Raw genomic sequence first — 17,986 nt, 5'->3', positions numbered from 1 at the left:
TCATCACGCCGCCGCGCGCTACCGAAGTGCGTCGAGAATCTGCTGATGCAGCAGGCCGTTGGTCGCCAGACCGCAGCCACCCCACGGGCCGGGGTTGCCGTCAAGGTCGGTGAAAGTGCCACCCGCCTCGGTCACGATAGGCACGAGCGCGCCCATGTCATACAGGTCGAGCTCGGGTTCTGCCGCAGCATCCACCGCCCCCTGCGCCACAAGCATGTACTGCCAGAAATCGCCAAAGCCGCGCAGACGCCACATCGAATCCGTCAGGTCAAGCAACTGCTGGCGGTCCCCGCGCTCTTTCCACCCGGTCAGGCTCGACAGCGACATGGACGCATCCTCGAGCTTCGCCACGCGGGAGACGTGGATGCGCACCGCGTCATCCACGCCGCGGCCCATGTACGCGCCGCCGTCCTTGATGGCGAACCAACGGTTGTGCAATGCCGGTGCCGAGACAACGCCCGCCACAATCTGCCCGCCCACCTGCAGGCCAATGAGGGTCGCCCACACGGGCACGCCGCGCACATAGTTCTTCGTGCCATCGATGGGGTCGAGAATCCAACGGCGGCCAGTGGATTCCGCCTTGCCCAGCTCCTCGCCGTACACGGCGTCCCCGGGGCGATGCTTGGCGATTTGCTCACGGATGGCGCGTTCGACAGCACGGTCGGCGTCGGAGACCGGCGTGTGGTCAGGCTTGGACTCGACGTGCAGGTCAAGGGCGCCGAAGCGCGCGAGACTGATGGCGTCCGCGCGGTCCGCCATCGAAAGCGCCAATTCGAGGTCTGCGAACAGCGGGTTGACTTTCAAATCGTCGCGGTAGGAATGCGTGTCGTAGATGGATGCTGTTGTGCCAGTCAAAGGATGGCCCTCTTTCCGTGATTGTGTGTTGTGTGACGTGTTGTGGCAGGTGCCGTGGCAGGTGTTGCATGACGCGCATGACGTGCATGACACTGGATGCGACTGGTTCTGCAGCTGCTGCCAACCGACTACATGCGGGAGGATTGGGGGTGTCAGTGGATTCGGACGCCAATGGATCTGGGTGTCAACGAATCCACAGCACCTGCGAATCCACGATGTCAGCGGTGCTGCGCCAGCATAGCGTTCCACATGCCGGGGAAGTCCGGGATCGTCTTGCGCGTCGTGGCGACGTTCGTGACCTCCACCCCGGGCACCACGAGACCGATCATCGCCGCGAACGTAGCCATGCGGTGGTCGGCGTAGGTTTCCATCACAGCGCCATGCAAGCTCGCCAAGGGCACGGAACCGATGCGGATGCCGTCGTCGAGTTCCTCCGCGTCCCCGCCGATGCGGGTGATCTCGGCGACGAGCGCCGCCAACCGGTTTGTCTCATGGCCGCGCAGGTGGGCGATGCCATGCAGCGCGGTGTCGCCGTGGGCAAGGACGGCGATCGCGGCAAGTGACGGGGCTATCTCCCCGGCAGCCGACAGGTCGAAGTCCCCCAGGCCGTGCACGCCACCGGATGCGACGCCGTCGCTGGTGACGGTCATCACGCCGTCGGCAGAACGCTGAGCGTCCGCGCCGAAGTTGCGCAGGTATTGCGGCAGCAAGCCGCCCGGCTGCGTGGTGTTTTCCGGCCAATTGGGCACTCTCACCGTGCCGCCGGCGATAAGCGCGGCACCCAAGAACGGCGCGGCGTTCGACAGATCGGGTTCCACGACCACACGGCTGGGCAGCTGAACCTCGCCCGGCGTCACATGCCAGGTGACCGCGTGCACCGCCGCGGTGGCAGAATCGCCCGCCGTGGCATCCACGGTGTCGCCCGGTTTGCCATCCGCCGTGGCATCCATCGTCACGCTGATGCCGGAGGCTTGGAGGTCGGCCATCGTCATGCGGATGTGCGGAAGGCTCGGCAGGTGCGCGCCCCTGTGGGTAATGGCGACCGGTCGGGGGAAGCGCGACGCCGCCATGAGCAGGCCGGAGATGAATTGGGACGATCCCGAGGAATCGATGGTGACGTGAAGCTCGGTGGCGGCAGCGGAATCAGCGGAATCAGCAGAATCGGCAGAATCGGCAGAATCCGCAGAATCCGCAGAATCCGCAGAATCCGCAGAATCCGCAGAATCAATCACCTGCGGCGGCGTGATGGTAAACGGCAGGAACCCCTCCTCGCCTTCGTAATCCACACGCGCGCCCATCTGCGTAAGACCGTCGAGCAGCGGTTTCATCGGACGCTTGTATGCCTGCGCATCGCCATCAAAGCGCACCGGCGCGTCAGCGTGCAATGCCAGACCGGGCACGAAACGCATGACGGTCCCGGCGAGGCCGCAATACACGGTTTCGCCGCCATGGAAGCGTCCGCTCGCCGGCGGGATGACCGTGACCGTCGTCTCGTCGTCAGGGTCAACGTCGCATTTAACGCCAAAGGCCTTGAGCGCGCCCATCATCAGGTCGGTGTCGCGCGAGCGCAACAGGCCGACGAGCGTCACAGGGCGCGTGCCCAAGGTCGAGAGAATCAGGTATCGGTTCGACAGCGACTTGCTGCCGGGGATCGTCACCGTGGCGTCAAGCGGATGCGCGGCAAGCGGTGCGGGCCATGGATCGGGATATGCACGAGTGCTGTTCGAATCGGTCATGCTTCCCATCGTAGCGTCCGCCCTGCCGCGCCGCCGCAGCCACCACCGGAACCCACCCGCGGTATCCGTCTCCGGCAGCCCATTCATAGGTCGCCGAAGACGGCAGTTACACGCCCCAGAGATGGGTTCCTAACCTCCATCTTCGGCGACCCGCCAACCCACTCGCCGAGGATGGCAGTTACAGACACCAAAAATGGGTTCCTAACCTCCATCATCGGCGAACCCCGAAACCGTCGCCGAAGACGGAAGTCCGCAGGATGATTCAACCCCACCAGACCTCCACCATCGGCGACCCAACACAGGAATCGCCGAAGACGGCAGTTACACACCTCGGAAATGGGTTCCTAACCTCCATCTTCGGCGACCCACCAATCCACTCGCCGAAAACGGCAGTCACGGACTTCCAAACGGCACTCCTAGCCTCCATCATCGGCGACAAATCCGCGAGTCGCCGAAAACGGAAGATACAGACCCACAGAAGGGTCATCTAACCTCCATCTTCGGCGACTCATGGCCGGCGCCACGGGCGACACGTGAACTGCATACCAGGCAACGTCCTCCTGCGTCCAGCCGATGCGCCTAAAGTGCTGGTTCTCCGCCTTATTCAGGATGTAATTATGCGCGCCAGTCCTCGCGCCCGGATTGTATTCACAATACAGGGGGCTTCCGTCTCCACTCTCCACGAAATGCCAGCCGACACTCGAGATGACACAGCCGCAGCTCATCCTGCACCTTGATATCACCCGACGATTGTCCAGAATCGAACGTCCAGAATCAAGTGCCTAAATCCAACCATTAGAAGTCAATGATCTAACATCGAACAATCTGAGCCACGATTCTGAGCCAACAACTCAGCGTCAAACCGTCAAACATCTGGCTCTGCATTCGGAGGCGGTCTTCTGGGACTTTCTTACGCTGCCTTCGGAGGCCGCTTTCAGGCTTTCTGACCGGTCGCTGCATCAAGAAGGCGGGCGATGGAGTTGATCCGCAGGGCGGATTGCGGGGTGATGCAATCGAGCACTGAGAGCGCCGAAGGCACCTTGTTGTTGCTGGAACGGCAGAATTCCGCCACTTGTTCCATGGTCGGAGGCTCTTGCGGCAGCGAATCATCCGCCTGTGGATCCCGCAGCAAGGAATCATGCGCCAGTAGGTTCCTCGCCAGCGGATCTCGCGACAACGAATCCTGCAGCAAGGAATTCTCCACCCGTGAATCCCGCGCCTGCGAATCCTGCGGCAACGAATCGTGCACCCGCGAATCACCAACCTGTGGATTCCGCACCCGCAAATCCTTCGCCCGCGAATCCTGCACCCGCGGATCGCCCAACCATGCACCCTGAGGCAGTGACGCATCCTGCTGTGCATTGTGCTGAGCGGTCTCCCGCGCCTGAGCGCGCCACTGCGCCCGCCATGCTTTGAGCACGCTGAGCGCCACAAGCCCGCCTTCTCGCAATGCGCCCCACACAACGTCCGCGCCCAGACCGCGCACATACTCGTCCTCAAGGTCGCGCTGACTCACGAACACATGGCGCGTTTCCAGCTTGCTCACCGGCACGTGCATACGCTCGGCGGCATCCTGCGCCGCATCGCTGTCGATGAGCCGATAAATCGGCACGTCGAAGCCTTCCGAGCCAAACACTTTGTCAAATGGGATCATCTTGCCCACTCCGTCGGTTTGCACCAGCGAAACGCCCAGCCGGTCAAGATCACGCCCGGTCACCTGCGCCACGCGCTCCACGATGAGCCGGTCGGTGATGCCCTCCACCAAAATGATGCGCCGCGCGGTGAGCGGCTCCAGACGATCGTGCGTCCACAGGCGCATGCGCACACGCGCGTCATCATCCAGCGAACCGCGGCGCAGCTGTTTGGCGACGCCCGCTCGCATCGTCACGACGCAATCAGGGTCGAACGCGCTCACGATATCCGCGGAATGAGTGGAGATCACGCATTGAGCCCCTCCGCGCTCCAGCATGCGCGCCAGACTGCGCTGGCTGCTGGGATGCAAATGAAGCTCCGGCTCGTCAATCGCAAGAATCCCCGCGCCTTGGGCGGCGAGCACGAACTGCGCGATGGAGCCCATCACCTCGGAACGCTCGGTACGCCGGTCGCCGCCCACGTTGACACGCAGCATCACGCCCTCCATCGGGTTGCGCGGATTGCGCGGCAGCCCCGCGTAGACGAACTCGACGTCATCCTCGGTCACCGGCTGGGGAAAAATCTGCGCCAATTGCTCGGCGAGCTTGGCGCGCACGGCACCCAGCTCCTCTGATCGCTCCAGCCGCACGTCCACACCGCTGTATGCCTGGCTGATGGATTCGGATTCCTCACAAGACAATGCGATCGCCGACACCGCGCTGTTAAGGTACAGGTCGCCCGGCATGCCCAAGCGGTGCAGACGGCGCAGGCGCATGATGATCTCTTCGTCCGCCGTGGGTTGCGACAGCGTGTGGCGGCGTTGCGAGCTGGCGAAGCGCCATCCAATTGCTGCAAGCCTTGCATCGTCCACCGGTCCCACTTCATGCCTTCCAAAGATGTCGCGCACCATGAAGCTGCGGGTGATGTGCACGGCAGCATCGGTGGAATCCGCGGTGCCCGTCATGCCTGCGGTTGCTGCACTGCCGCCCGTACCGCCGGCACCGGAGCCGGCGCCAGTGCCGATCCCCGCACCACTACCCATGCCACCGAACGCCCCTTGCGGCGGATCGACGCGCAATGTGAGCGCGAACACCGGGCCGTCGTCGCAGCGAGCATCCTTGAACGTCACGTCGGCGAACTGGCGGCGCTCCTTAGAAGTCAGGCTGGCGAACTCGCAGGTGACGCGGAATTCCTCGTTGCGGTCGCGCAAATCATCGAGGCTGATGCGCAGCGGCAGTTCCTCCGGCGCAGCCCCCAGAAGCAGATCCAGGCAGCGCAGTATCGAGGATTTGCCTGAATCATTGGGACCCACGAGCACCAGGTGGCGTCGCACCTCGATGTCGATGTCGCGCACGAGCCTGCTGTGATTGTGAATACGCAAGCGAACCAACCGCATGCCACGCCTCCTGCCGGGCAAGTGTGCGTGCACCTCATGCCGGCGGACCATCGACGACGAGTGCATGCACGATGACGTTCCCGATTCTACCCATCCGCGCGGCCAGAGTCGCAAGAATCACAATCACGAGAACCGCCCGTTTCAAAACAGGCAGACAGCGAAACAGACAACAGAGGAACTAAAGAAACAAAGTCAAAAGGACAACAGGGTCAACGACGACAAGGGACAAGGTTACAGAGGCAACAGGATTGAAAGGACAAAGGCAACAAAGCGAAAAGACGAGAAATACTAAGTCGCAAACCATAAAAAGTCGGGCCGGCGGGATTTGAACCCGCGACATCCTGCTCCCAAAGCAGGCGCGCTACCAAGCTGCGCTACGGCCCGAACTGAATGCCTGTGCACACACTGGTGCACGGAGACACTTCACACAACTATAACCCACCGTCCGACAATTCAAAACCATGATCCCTGCGCCGCGCCGCCCAACGCAGCCCGTACCATCACAATTCCCTTGCGACTCCCCGCCATGCCGCAAGACAAAGCCGCCACCGCAACCCTGCCAGTGTCGAGCCACAACGAAATAATGGGCATGTTCAGCATGCAATCACGCCTGCCACGGCGAATGGCGTCACGCCCGCCGGCAGACATGATACAGGGAGGAGCAGCAATGACATCAGGCAGCATACAGGCTTCCCCCGCAGCAACCGAGCAGCAGTCCGCCCCGGAAGACACGGGAAAAGACACAGAAGACACAAAAGGCACAAAGAACACACAGGGCACAAAGAACACACAGAAGAGCGCGAAAAAAGGCACGAAGCGCCGCCACATGCGCCGCACGCCCATGGGCAGCCATCAAAAAACTGAGACCCGCGCGCTGCTTGCCGCGATGGTGAGCCTCGCCATCGCCTACGTCGCCACCACCGTCTTCCTTGAGCAGGCGTCCGCAATCTGGCTCATCAGTGGCCGCAAGATGCTGGCTGCGGCGACCATCATCGCTGTTTCATCGTTCATCATGTTCATCATCGGCTACGCCCGCACCCCCATGATGCCGGCCCCCAAAGCGGTCCGCACACTGCGGCGGCTCCCCTTGCGGGTGCTGCGTCGGGTGATTGAGGCGTGCGCACTGTCGATCGTGTTCTCCGCCACCGCATTCTTCATGTCGTACGCGCTGCTCTCGGCGGTGGACACGATGATGGGCAAGGATCTTTTCGACTCGCTGATGCCCGGCATCGTGGGCGCGTTCGCAGGCGTGGCGTCATACCTTGGCTTCATACAGGCCTCGTCGCTGAGCGCGAAGGCCATCGCCACGATGCTGCCTCTGTTTGTGATATCCGGTGTCACGGTCGCCGCTCTGACAAGCGACGACCCGTGGTGGTGGCACAACAACTTCTCGCAGCTGGGTGACCGCACGACGTTCGCCGCGCAACTGTTCAACGCAACGCTGATACTCGCCGGGCTGTGCATCATCATCGTCACGTATTTCGCAAGTTTCGAGCTGACGACCACGCAGATGGTCTCCAAAGGCGAGGATGATTCACCCGATGTCACGAAGAAATCGCGCACCAATGTGGCGCGCATCGTCATCTTCTCGCTGCTGCTTTCCCTGACCGGCGTGGGGCTCATCGGCGTGGGATCGTTCCGTTACACGCCGCATCCGGTGCTGCACAATGTGTTCGCGCGCGGCATGAGCGTGCCGATGGGGTTGCTGCTCGTTCTGTTGCCGTGGCTCATGCCGCAGCTTTCACGCTTCCTGTATGCGTTTTCATACATCATTGTGGCGGTGGATTGCTGTGACCTCCTCCGCTGGCTCAAAGGCGATACGACGCTCACCAGCGTGGAGGCGCTGGCATGCCTGACGCTGTTCGCATGGGTGATTGCGTTTTCGAGGCAGATTGCCGCGATACAGGCCGACCGCATCCAGGCGCGCATCCTTGCCGCAGCGCGCAGCGCCGACCTGATGGTGAGCGACGAGGCCGACGAACTGGCAGGCATGACCGACCCCCAACGGGCGCGGCGTCCCCTGACAGCGGATACAGCGAACGCATCGGATTCCCCCGTCACCGATTCACAACCCACGAATCCGTGACGATCCGGGCACAGTCCTCAGTCGTCGTCGCTCATCAGCACGATGAGGCTGCGCGGCTGCGCGGTGATCGAGAACTTCGCCTCATAAGCCAGCATCGGCGCGTCCGAATCGGAGGTGTCGATGATGAGCTGCCACTTGCGGGTGTAGTCCTCCCCCGGCAGCGTGAACACCATGGGCTCGTAATACGCGTTGAAGATGAGCAGGAAGTCATTGTCGTCCTGATGGAATCCATTGGGATCCGGCTCAGGGATGTCATGGCCGTTGAGGAACAGCATGAGCGACATGGCATGCGTGTTCGCCCAATCGGCACGATCCATGATCTCGCCGTTGGGGCTGAACCATTCGGCCTGCGGAATCTTCGACGATGAATCGCCCGCCGCACGTCCGGTGAAGAAGTGACGACGGTGCAGCACCGGATGGTCGAGGCGCAGGTGCACGACCTTCTTCGTGAACTCCAGGAAGTCCTTCTGGTACTGGTCGAGGTCCCAGTTCGTCCATGAGATCGCATTGTCCTGGCAGTACGCGTTGTTGTTGCCTCGCTGGGTGCGCGCCACCTCGTCGCCGCCGCAAATCATCGGGATGCCTTGGCTCACCATGAGCGTCGTCATGAAGTTGCGCATCTGGCGGGCGCGCAGCTCGTTGATGTCATGCAGGAGCGTGGGGCCTTCCACACCGCAGTTCCACGAGCGGTTGTCGTTGGTGCCGTCGCGTCCGCCTTCGCCGTTGGCTTCGTTGTGCTTGCCGTTGTAGCTCACCAAGTCGTTGAGGGTGAAGCCGTCGTGCGCGGTGATGAAGTTGATGGACGCCACCGGCTTGCGGCCGTTCGTCTGATACAGGTCGGAGCTGCCCATGAGGCGGGATGCGAATTCCGGCATCGTGGATGGCTGCGAGCGCCAGAAGTCGCGCACGCAGTCACGGTAACGGCCGTTCCATTCGCTCCACAGCGACGGGAAGCCACCCACTTGATAGCCTCCGTTGCCCAGATCCCATGGTTCGGCGATGAGCTTGACGCGGGAGAGCACCGGATCTTGCTGCACGATGTCGAAAAACGCCGAAAGCTTGTCCACGTCGCCCAGCTGGCGGGCGAGCGTGGCGGCGAGATCGAAGCGGAAGCCATCGACGTGCATTTCCGTCACCCAGTAGCGCAGGGAGTCGGTGATGAGCTGGAGCGTGTGCGGCGAGCGCATGAGCAGCGAGTTGCCGGTGCCGGTCGTGTCGAAGTAGTGGCGCCTGTCGCCGTCCACGAGACGGTAGTAACTTCTGTTGTCGATGCCGCGGAAGCTTAGCGTGGGGCCCATGTCGTTGCCTTCGGCGGTGTGGTTGTAGACCACGTCGAGGATTATCTCGATGCCGGCGGCATGGTAGGCCTTCACCATGGATTTGAATTCGTTGACCTGTTCGCCGCGCGAGCCTGCGCTTGAGTAGGCGTTGTGCGGGGCGAAGTAGCCGATCGTGTTGTATCCCCAGTAGTTGCTCAGGCCTTTTTCGCGCAGCATCGTGTCGTCGATGAACTGGTGGACGGGCATGAGCTCGAGGGCGGTGATGCCCAGCTTCTTGAGGTATGAGACGACCGAGGGGTATGCAAGGCCGGCGTACGTGCCGCGGATCTGCGCCGGCACCCGCTCGTTGAGGTTCGTCATGCCGCGCACATGCGCTTCGTATATGACCGAATCGTTGTAGTCGATGTTGGGGCGGCGGTCGTCGTTCCAGTCGAAGAACGGGTTGACGACGACGGACTTCATCGTGTGAGGCGCGGAATCCTCGGTGTTGCGCCCTTCAGGATTCGTCGGATCCATGATGTCGTATGAAAACAGGCTGGCGTCGCCGTCAATCATGCCGTCGATGGCCTTGGCATAGGGGTCGAGCAGCAGTTTGCTCGGGTCGCAGCGGTCACCGTTGTCGGGGTCGTATTTGCCGTAGATGCGGTATCCGTAGCGCTGCCCGGGCTGGATTCCAGGAAGATAGACATGCCACACATAGGAGTTCTGCTCGGTCACCTCGACGCGCGTCTCGTTGTCGTCATCGTCGAAGAGGCACAGTTGCACGCGTTCAGCAGCTTGAGAGAACAACGCGAAGTTGACACCCGCCCCATCGTAGGTTGCACCGAGTGGAAACATGGAACCTGGTTGGATACGCATGCTCCCATTGTCTCACGACGACACCCCGACACAGCCATGGTTGCGCGAATGGCGGAAGTATGCTCTGTATCTGAGGCGATTCCGGGCGTGTTCACCGAAGGCTCAGCGCCCACGGATCGGTGCTGGTGGGGCTCATGCGCATCTCGACGCGCACCCCGAAGCGTTCCTGCACTGCGCGGGTCACGTCGGGGATCGCGTAACGGAACAGCATGCGTTCGATGGCGGAATGCGGCGTGTTGATGAAGGCCGGCCGGGGCGTGGCGTCGCTGGTGCCCGCCTGCGCGTCGCCCGCCGTGCCCATCGCGATTCCTTTGGCGCGCATCCTGGCTTCATACGCCGCTTGCTGGAACGCATCCGTCACCGGATGGTGGCGTAGGTCGCTCGTCACATAGACGTCGGCGCCCAGACGGCGTACGTCATCGAACATCGAATCGCCAGACCCCGGCAGCACCGCCACCTTGGACACCAGTGCATCAAGGTCGCCCGCCACCTGCACCCCCAGTTGCGTGGGGATGAGGGCATCATGCACGCGCTGTGCAAAATCGCGCAGCGTCATCGGCTGCGGCAGTCTGCCCACACGACCTGTGCCGACGGGACCTAGAGCGGATGGGTCGTCGATGGGGACCATCGGACCTTCATCCACCAGCCCAAATGCATCACACGCCGCCTGCGCTTGCCCGCGGTAGGCGGCATCCGCATTCGTATGCCCCACCCACAGGCCGCAATGCGCTTGGCAGAGCGCAGAGACGATCTCGCCGCGGAACCCCTGCCCGCCCACCGTGTGCACGGAACGGAAAAACAACGGATGGTGCGTGAACAGCAGGTCGGCGTGCCAGGCGAGCGCCTCCTGCACCACCGTGTAGGTGGGGTCCACGGCGCAGTAGATGCGACGCACCGGCCAGTCCAACTCCCCCACGATCAGCCCCGGCTCGTCCCAGGATTCCGCGTAGCGCAAGGGATACAGCGTTTCGAGCACATCCATCGCCTGCTTGAGCGTGATGGACTCCCCCAACGGGCGTCCATTCGGGTCATTGACTGTGCTCATCTGTGGGTTTTCCATATGGTCTCCTTCCGGCTTGCGACGTGGGATGTGTGGCTGTGGATCGAGCGGGCCGGCGGGCGTCAGTGGGCGGCGAGCTGCCAGTCGGAGCCCACGCCCGTGGAAACATCCAACGGCACGCTCAGCTCCACGGCGTGTTCCATCGCGTCCTTGACGAGGTTCGTCACTTCATCCTGCTCGCCTGGGGCGAGTTCCAGCACGAGTTCGTCATGGATCTGCAGCACGACGCGGCTTCGTGCATGCGCCGCGCTCAGGGCCTGGTCCACGCGGATCATCGCGATCTTCATGATGTCGGCGGCGGTGCCTTGGATCGGGGCGTTCAGGGCTGCGCGTTCCGCCGCATCGCGCCGCTGCCAGCTTTTTGCGGTGAGGTCGGGGATGTAGCGGCGCCTGCCGAACATCGTCTCGGTGTAGCCTTTGCGACGCGCATCCGCCACCAAGGATTCAAGGTAATCGTGCACCTTGCCGAAGGTCGAGAAATACTTGGATTTGAGCACATCCGCCGCCGCCGGCGAAATGCGCAGCTGCTGGGCTAGGCCGTAGGTGCTCAACCCGTAGGCGAGGCCATAGCTCATGGCCTTCACGTGGCTGCGCTGGTCGGGAGTGATCTGGTCGACGGGGACTTGGTAGACGAGGCTCGCCACATAACGGTGGAAGTCCTTGCCGGAACGGAATGCCTCAATGAGCGCCTGGTCGCCGGAAAGATGCGCCATGATGCGCAGTTCCACCTGCGAGTAATCCGAGCTGAGCAGGCTGACGAAACCGTCCCCGGGCACGAAGGCGCTGCGGATTTCTCGCCCCTGCGCATTGCGGTTGGGCACGTTCTGCAGGTTGGGGTTGGCGGAACTGAGTCTGCCGGTCGCGGTGACGGCTTGTTCGAAGGTCGTGTGGATCAGACCGTCGTCCGGGTCCACGGATTTTTGCAATGTTTCGACGCATTGCTTGAGTTTGACGATCTCACGGTAGCGCAGCAGTGCCGTGATGAAGCCGCTGGCGCGCTCGTCGCCGGCGTTGCGGATCGCCAGTTCCATCAGCGAATCGCTGTCGGTCTTGTAACCGCCTGATTTCGTGCGCCCCACGGGGGCGAGCTTGAAATCGTCGAACAGCACTCCCTGCACCTGCTTGGGGCTTTGAAGATTGAGCTGTCTGCCGGCGGCATCCCATGCGGCGTCCTCCGCTTGGTGGGCGCCTGCCGCGAATGTGTCGAACAGGTCCCGCAGGCGTTGCCCGTCCACCGCGGCCCCGGTGGATTCCATGCGTGCCAGGATGCGTGAGACCGGGTATTCGATGTCATGCAGCAGGCGGGTCTCGTGGCGTTCCTCGATGCGTCCCGCCAGCACGTGGGCGAGCGCCGCCACCGCAACCGTGCGACGCGCGGCTTGCTGCACCTCGGCGGTGGAATCAAGGGGGTCGTCGAACAACGACAGTTCTTCCGTCGCTGTGTCGGGAGCGGCGGATTCCAGCGCGCCGGTGGGCAGCACACGGGTGATCACGTCCTCGAGGTCCTGCTTGGAACCGGCGGAGTCCAGATATGCGGCGAGCTTCGTGTCGATCCACGGTTCGGGCATGGTGAGTCCGGCGGAGTCAAAGAGGTGGATTGCCTCCTTATAGCCGTGCACGGCAAGCGAACCGGCGCGATTGGCGAATTCCTGGGACAGCTCCTTCGCGATCTGTGGGGTGATGTTAGATGCGCTCAGGGATGCCACGTGGCTGTCCGGGGCGAGGATCGTGAGGCGAGCGAGCCGCGGCATGACGTTGCTCTCCTTGCCCGTCTGGCGGGGCTGTGCGTCAAGCGACCAGATGGCATCTGCCGGCACGCCTGCATGCTGCGGCGCGTCGGAAGCGTCGGAAGCGTCTTCCGATACGGCATCAGCGCCATTGGCTTCGGTGTCAGCGGCGGACGCCTTCCCCGTCTCGGGCGCCAATGCTGCCAAGCAATGCTCGCGCAGCCATTGCGGCACATCCGCGGCTGCCACATCATCGATGATTGGCGTGCGCACCGGCGTGTCATCCTTCGCAGCATCCGACGGCGCCGCTTGGAGGCCTGACAGATCGAGCTTCACCCGTTCTGATGCCTCGCCCTTGGGGAACGGCTTGAGGATCGTGCCCTCGGTGCGTTTGCTGAATTCCAAATGGGCGAACAGCTCATCCACGGCAGCGCGGTCAGGCGCCTTCATGCGCAAATCCTCGACGCTCACCCCTAGGTCAAGGTCGCGCACGAGAGCGTTCACCCGACGGTTGAGTCGCACCTGATCGATGCTGTCGCGCAGCGCTTCGCCTTTCTTGCCGGTGATTTCGTCGGCATGCTCGATGATCTGCTCGAGCCCACCATACTGATTAATCCATTTCGCGGCGAAACCATCGCCCACGCCGGGGACTCCCGGGATGTTGTCCGCCTGTTCGCCTCGCATCGCGGCAAGGTCGGGATACTGCTGGGGCGTGACCTTGTATTTCTCCTCGATCGCCTGCGGCGTCATGTGTTTGAGATCCTTGAAATGATGCCCCGGATACAGCACGGTGATGCGCGAATCCACCAACTGGAAGGCGTCGCGGTCACCGGACAGCACCAGCGTGTCGAAGCCGGCGTTCTCGCCCATCGTGGCGAGCGTGCCGATGATGTCGTCGCCCTCGTACCCCTGCTTTTCGATGTAGGTGACGCCCATCGCCTTGAGCATCTGCTGGATGATGGGCAGCTGGCTGAGCAATTCCTCCGGCGCGGCGTCACGCGTACCCTTGTATTGCGGCAGCATCTTCTGGCGGAACGTGCCGCCCGCCATGTCGAACGCAACCCCGATATGCGTTGGTTTCTCGGTGGCGATCACATTGGAGAGCATCTTGGCGAAACCCCACACGGCGTTCGTGGGCTGCCCCCATGAGGTCGAGAAGTTGTCGACCGGCAGCGCGAAGAACGCGCGGAATGCAAGCGAATGGCCGTCGACGACCAGAAGACGGCCGTTGGATGCGACGAGCGTGTCGGCTGACGCACCTGTCGCAGCATCGCCGTGCGCACCGTCGGAAGCGCTGCCTTCGGTGGCTTCCGTATTGAGAGGTTCCTCGTTGATTGATTCCTTGTTCATGGATTCGCCGTCTTCGATCTGCTGCGCCATCCGCAACCTCCTGCCCATTGCACGGCGACTTCCACCGCTCTGCGGCAATCATAACCGCCAGCCGTCCACCGCACCACCCGTACGGTGCCACAGCCAGGAACCACACATCGAAAAGCAGATGGAAAAGCAGAATTGCGAAAAACTGAAATTACAGCGAAAACGCAGCGAAAGAAAACCTTGGGGAAATACAGCAATGGGAAAACACGGCAATGTGCAAAAGAAAGTGCCCCGGGTGGGACTCGAACCCACACTGTACAGATTTTGAGGCTGTCTCCTCTACCAATTGGGATACCGGGGCATCACCGTTATGCTACATGCACCAACCGGTGCCATCGCACGACGACAAAGGAACACATTACCCCATTGCCATGATTTTCGCAAAACAAAACGCCGCCGCGGCACAACCGCAGGCGGCGCAAACAACACGTGGGAATCATGAACACGTGGGAATCACGGAAAGACGGGAAAGTCCGGCAACCTGTGATTCCCAACCGGCCCCAACCGTGGGCGGAGGCTAGTCTTCGAGCTCGTCCCCTTCGATCTGGGCGATCACAGCGTCCGCGACCTCCTGCATCGTCAGGCGGCGGTCCATGGACGTCTTCTGGATCCAGCGGAACGCTTCCTGCTCCGTAAGCCCCATGTGCTCCATGAGCAGGCCCTTGGCACGGTCCACATGCTTGCGGGATTCCAGACGGCCCTTGAGGTCCTCGACCTGCTCACGCAGCTTGGCGACCTCTTCGTCGGATCCCTCAGCAGCGGTCTGCTCCGGGGAGATGCCGGACAGACGACCGCGCAGAGCGACCATCTGCTGCCAGCGCTGCATGGCGACCTCGATGGTCGGGAACAGCTTGCCCGGTACGAACGGCTTGACCAGATATGCCATCACGCCGGCGTCCACGGCCTCAGCCACGAGATCCTTCTGAGAGAAAGCGGTGAGCATGACGACGGGAGCGATGAACTCCTCGTTGATTTCACGGGCAGCGGTGATGCCGTCCTTCACCGGCATCTTGATGTCCATGACAACGACGTCCGGATGGGTCTTCTTGACGAGATCGACGGCTTCCTGGCCGTTGGCGGCCTCGCCCACCACTTCGTAACCGGCGGATTCCAACGACTCGACGATATCCATGCGGTTGAGGGCTTCGTCCTCGGCGACCACAACACGCGGAGCGGCTTTCTTGGTGCTTTCTGCTTCTGCAGCGCTCATTGCTCCTCCTCAGGGCTAGACAGACATAATCGATTTCGGCACGACGCGGCAATCCTGAAAACATGCCGACGCATACGAGCCGTGGCGCACATCACCGACCACTCGGCCACCATGCCTGATGGACGGCCGGCGCATCGCCAAACCGATGATTCATGCATACTTGAAGCGATGATACCACCCCGGTGATACCGACACCCCGCCCGCGACGCGCGGTCGAAGCTCTCATCACGCGACTATGAAACACGGCAACACGCCTGAAGAGCGACGCGTGTCCTAATATGGATTGCAGGAAGAGCACCCGCAACCTTTCGAAGGAGAAACGGCCATGGACAGCGAAACATTCAAAGCAACGAAGAGCAAGATCAAGAAGACGGCCAGCGAGCTGCTTGACAAGGCGAAGACGTACCGGCCTTTCGACCGCTGGCGCAGCGCCCCTGTCAAGGAAGAGGCACGCAAGCAGGTGCTGTCGACCCACTACTTCGACATCGACCTGGTGTCGATGGAAGCGGAGAACATCGGGCATTTTGACCGCTATGTGCTGCGCGAGAACGATGGCGACACGGTGGCGGTGCTGGCCATAACCGACGATGGGCGCATCCCGCTGGTCGAACAGTTCCGCATCCCCAACCATTCGTGGACGTTGGAGCTGCCGGCCGGCCACGCCGTGACCAAGGACGAGCGCCCCCTTGATGTGGCACGGCGCAAGCTGCGCGAAGAAGCCGGCTTCGAAGCGCAGACGTTCGACCAGTTCCTGCGCTTCGTCAACACGCCGAGCTTCTCGACGCAGCACACGGCGATTTACCGCGCGACCGGGCTCAAGCCCGCTGAGCGCACCATGCTCGGCCCGGAATCACCGGTGTCGAACGTGCGTCTCGTACCCATCCAGGACGCCTATGAGATGGTGCTCAACGGAACGATCGTCGACGCGAAGTCCGTCATCGCTATCCAGCACGAGCACATCTTGATGCTCGAATCCGACCGGTGACCATCGGTCATTGGCCTTCCTTGGATTCACAATAACTTCCCAGCGCAAGAAGCAACATCGGCCATGAATCACGGAGCCTCAGCCGCCCGATTCATGGCCGATAGCATGATAGGCACCCCTCGACGCAGGCAAACCTCGCAAGAGTCGAGAGTATTGTATGGGGTAATGGAGGGACGAGAGCCGGGAGCTGGCATGGGAGAACTTACTGACGGCGAACGCGCTGATGCGGAAGAACGGCATGCTGCAGGGAGCCGCATAGACATCGAGCATGGCCGGCGTGACCACGTCGATTCCATCCGTGTCGAATCCGACCAGGCTCGGTCCGCCATCTCGACGTCCCCCGCGTCCACGCATCGCATCACGCCTCGTATCACACCGCGCATCACACCGCGGACAGTGATTGCGCTCCTGTGCATCGTCGTGGGTTCGTGCATATTGCTCTACCCCATCGTCACGCAACTGCAATCCGCCTCGCATGAAACGCATCTGGCCAACACCTATCTCGATGACGCCGCGCGACTGCAAGCGCAAGAAAAAAGCAGGCTCATCGCGAATGCCGAGGATTACAACAGCCGCGTGTACAACGGCCTCACACCGCAAGCGAATCTCAATGACGAATCGTTCCACGCCGACTCCGACTACATGAACCAGCTTTCGGTGCGCGGTGTCATCGCCACGATCGACATTCCCAAGATCTCGGTATCGCTGCCCATCTACCATGGCACTGACGAAGCCACGCTGTCGGCAGGCGCCGGGCATCTGTACGGCACAAGCCTGCCGATCGGCGGCACGGACACGAACAGCGTCATCGCCGCGCACCGAGGACTGCCCAACGCGCTCATGTTCACACGCCTCAACGAGCTTTCCGCAGGCGACACGTTCGCCATCGAAGTGCTTGGAGAAACACACTGGTACCGTGTGGACGCCACATGGGTCGTCGCCCCCGACGACACGTCGCATTTCGCCATCGTCAATGGCAAGGACTATGTGACGCTGCTCACCTGCACGCCGTATGGCATCAACACGCAACGCCTGCTGGTGCGCGGCGAACGCATCAGCGCCCCCGCCGCCACCCAACCCGACACAGGCTTCTATCCCGCCGGCACCTATGCCTTGGTCTGCACAGGGATTTTGGCAGTCATCGGATGCACCGCCGTATGGCTGAGGCGACGCATGGCAAATGAGCCGACGCCGCATCACGCTCGCCGCTGAGACTCGCCGCTGAAGCCCGCGCCCCTGACAACCAAAGGCCGCGTCTGAAGACCCACCATGCGATGCGCCGCGAAACACGCGTTCTCGAACACAGACACACGTTGAAGGCCATTCCGAGCGCGGACATCCTTGCTCACTACAGCAATACGTGCACAGTTGAGACGCATTTGCGCAAATATTGCAGATTTCAATGATTTCGAGAATGTTCGATATATCGAACGACTATTCTATCAATCAGGTTCCGAATCAACGGCAGCCAGATCCACGCACGTCTCAACCAGCACGGTTCAACAGTACGGCGCAGCGAAGGTCACCGCAACGGAGCACACCAAAAAAGCAGGAGCCAGAGCTGTTCATCAGCCGCCACCATGCGAAGGGGTGCCATACAGGCAACGCATGGAATGCGAGGGCGAAACACAGAAGTGCGTCCTTCCGCCGAGGAATAACCACAACGGCTTGGCCATCACAGGGCGACGCCGCGACATGCCCCTGCACAAAGATAGGGCACAGGAGACAACGCCGCGCCGTGGATCTCCAGCACAACTCGACGGTTAGGGACTGCCGAGCACGCT

General features: G+C 62.0%; 11 protein-coding genes and 2 tRNA genes. 3 read left to right on the top strand and 10 right to left on the bottom strand.

Going from position 1 to position 17,986, the window contains the following annotated elements; translation table 11 throughout:
• Positions 1 to 18 precede the first annotated feature (18 nt).
• From hisN to CLV65_RS01045, 5 genes are all read right to left on the bottom strand, one after another.
• Positions 19 to 855: a histidinol-phosphatase gene (hisN, locus tag CLV65_RS01065; RefSeq protein ID WP_244569120.1), complete on the bottom strand. Its 837-nt coding sequence runs from the start codon at positions 853 to 855 to the stop codon at positions 19 to 21.
• Positions 856 to 1,073: 218 nt separating this feature from the next.
• Positions 1,074 to 2,591 (bottom strand): 3-phosphoshikimate 1-carboxyvinyltransferase, encoded by a 1,518-nt coding sequence (locus CLV65_RS01060; protein ID WP_094691222.1) that lies wholly within the window; start codon positions 2,589 to 2,591, stop codon positions 1,074 to 1,076.
• Between the two features lie 416 nt (positions 2,592 to 3,007).
• Positions 3,008 to 3,316, bottom strand: a complete 309-nt coding sequence (locus CLV65_RS09170) for a hypothetical protein (protein ID WP_420848388.1) — start codon at positions 3,314 to 3,316, stop codon at positions 3,008 to 3,010.
• A 209-nt stretch (positions 3,317 to 3,525) separates the two neighbouring features.
• Positions 3,526 to 5,619, bottom strand: coding sequence for an ATP-dependent nuclease (locus CLV65_RS01050; protein WP_094691000.1), 2,094 nt, complete (start codon positions 5,617 to 5,619; stop codon positions 3,526 to 3,528).
• A 310-nt stretch (positions 5,620 to 5,929) separates the two neighbouring features.
• Positions 5,930 to 6,003 (bottom strand) — tRNA-Pro (locus CLV65_RS01045).
• A gap of 283 nt (positions 6,004 to 6,286) precedes the next feature.
• On the opposite strand from CLV65_RS01045, the gene CLV65_RS01040 reads away from it, so the two are divergent.
• Positions 6,287 to 7,705, top strand: coding sequence for a hypothetical protein (locus CLV65_RS01040; RefSeq protein WP_094691001.1), 1,419 nt, complete (start codon positions 6,287 to 6,289; stop codon positions 7,703 to 7,705).
• A gap of 17 nt (positions 7,706 to 7,722) precedes the next feature.
• Here the strand turns inward: CLV65_RS01040 and glgX are convergent, their stop codons facing one another.
• The 5 genes from glgX to CLV65_RS01015 all read right to left on the bottom strand — a co-directional run bounded on the left by glgX (position 7,723) and on the right by CLV65_RS01015 (position 15,217).
• A complete protein-coding gene (gene glgX, locus CLV65_RS01035; RefSeq protein ID WP_211278406.1) occupies positions 7,723 to 9,843 on the bottom strand; it encodes a glycogen debranching protein GlgX in 2,121 nt (706 codons plus the stop codon).
• Between the two features lie 91 nt (positions 9,844 to 9,934).
• A complete protein-coding gene (locus tag CLV65_RS01030; protein WP_094691223.1) occupies positions 9,935 to 10,888 on the bottom strand; it encodes a Nif3-like dinuclear metal center hexameric protein in 954 nt (317 codons plus the stop codon).
• A gap of 77 nt (positions 10,889 to 10,965) precedes the next feature.
• Positions 10,966 to 14,010, bottom strand: a complete 3,045-nt coding sequence (polA, locus tag CLV65_RS01025; RefSeq protein ID WP_244569121.1) for a DNA polymerase I — start codon at positions 14,008 to 14,010, stop codon at positions 10,966 to 10,968.
• 224 nt (positions 14,011 to 14,234) lie between these two features.
• A tRNA-Leu gene (locus CLV65_RS01020) sits at positions 14,235 to 14,308 on the bottom strand.
• A gap of 216 nt (positions 14,309 to 14,524) precedes the next feature.
• The gene (locus CLV65_RS01015) at positions 14,525 to 15,217 is read right to left on the bottom strand and encodes an ANTAR domain-containing response regulator (protein ID WP_094691003.1); all 693 of its coding nucleotides are present in this window, start codon (positions 15,215 to 15,217) and stop codon (positions 14,525 to 14,527) included.
• Positions 15,218 to 15,542: 325 nt separating this feature from the next.
• Here CLV65_RS01015 and CLV65_RS01010 point away from each other — a divergent pair, with 325 nt between their 5' ends.
• Both CLV65_RS01010 and CLV65_RS01005 read left to right on the top strand, forming a co-directional pair.
• Entirely contained in the window at positions 15,543 to 16,202 is a 660-nt protein-coding gene (locus tag CLV65_RS01010; protein ID WP_094691004.1) for an NUDIX domain-containing protein, read from the top strand.
• Between the two features lie 192 nt (positions 16,203 to 16,394).
• Positions 16,395 to 17,414, top strand: a complete 1,020-nt coding sequence (locus CLV65_RS01005) for a class C sortase (RefSeq protein WP_244569122.1) — start codon at positions 16,395 to 16,397, stop codon at positions 17,412 to 17,414.
• The last annotated feature ends 572 nt before the right edge of the window (positions 17,415 to 17,986 follow it).

This window comes from Pseudoscardovia suis (assembly GCF_002797875.1).
GTDB lineage: Bacteria > Actinomycetota > Actinomycetes > Actinomycetales > Bifidobacteriaceae > Pseudoscardovia > Pseudoscardovia suis.
This window is presented reverse-complemented; position numbering and strand designations above follow the sequence as displayed.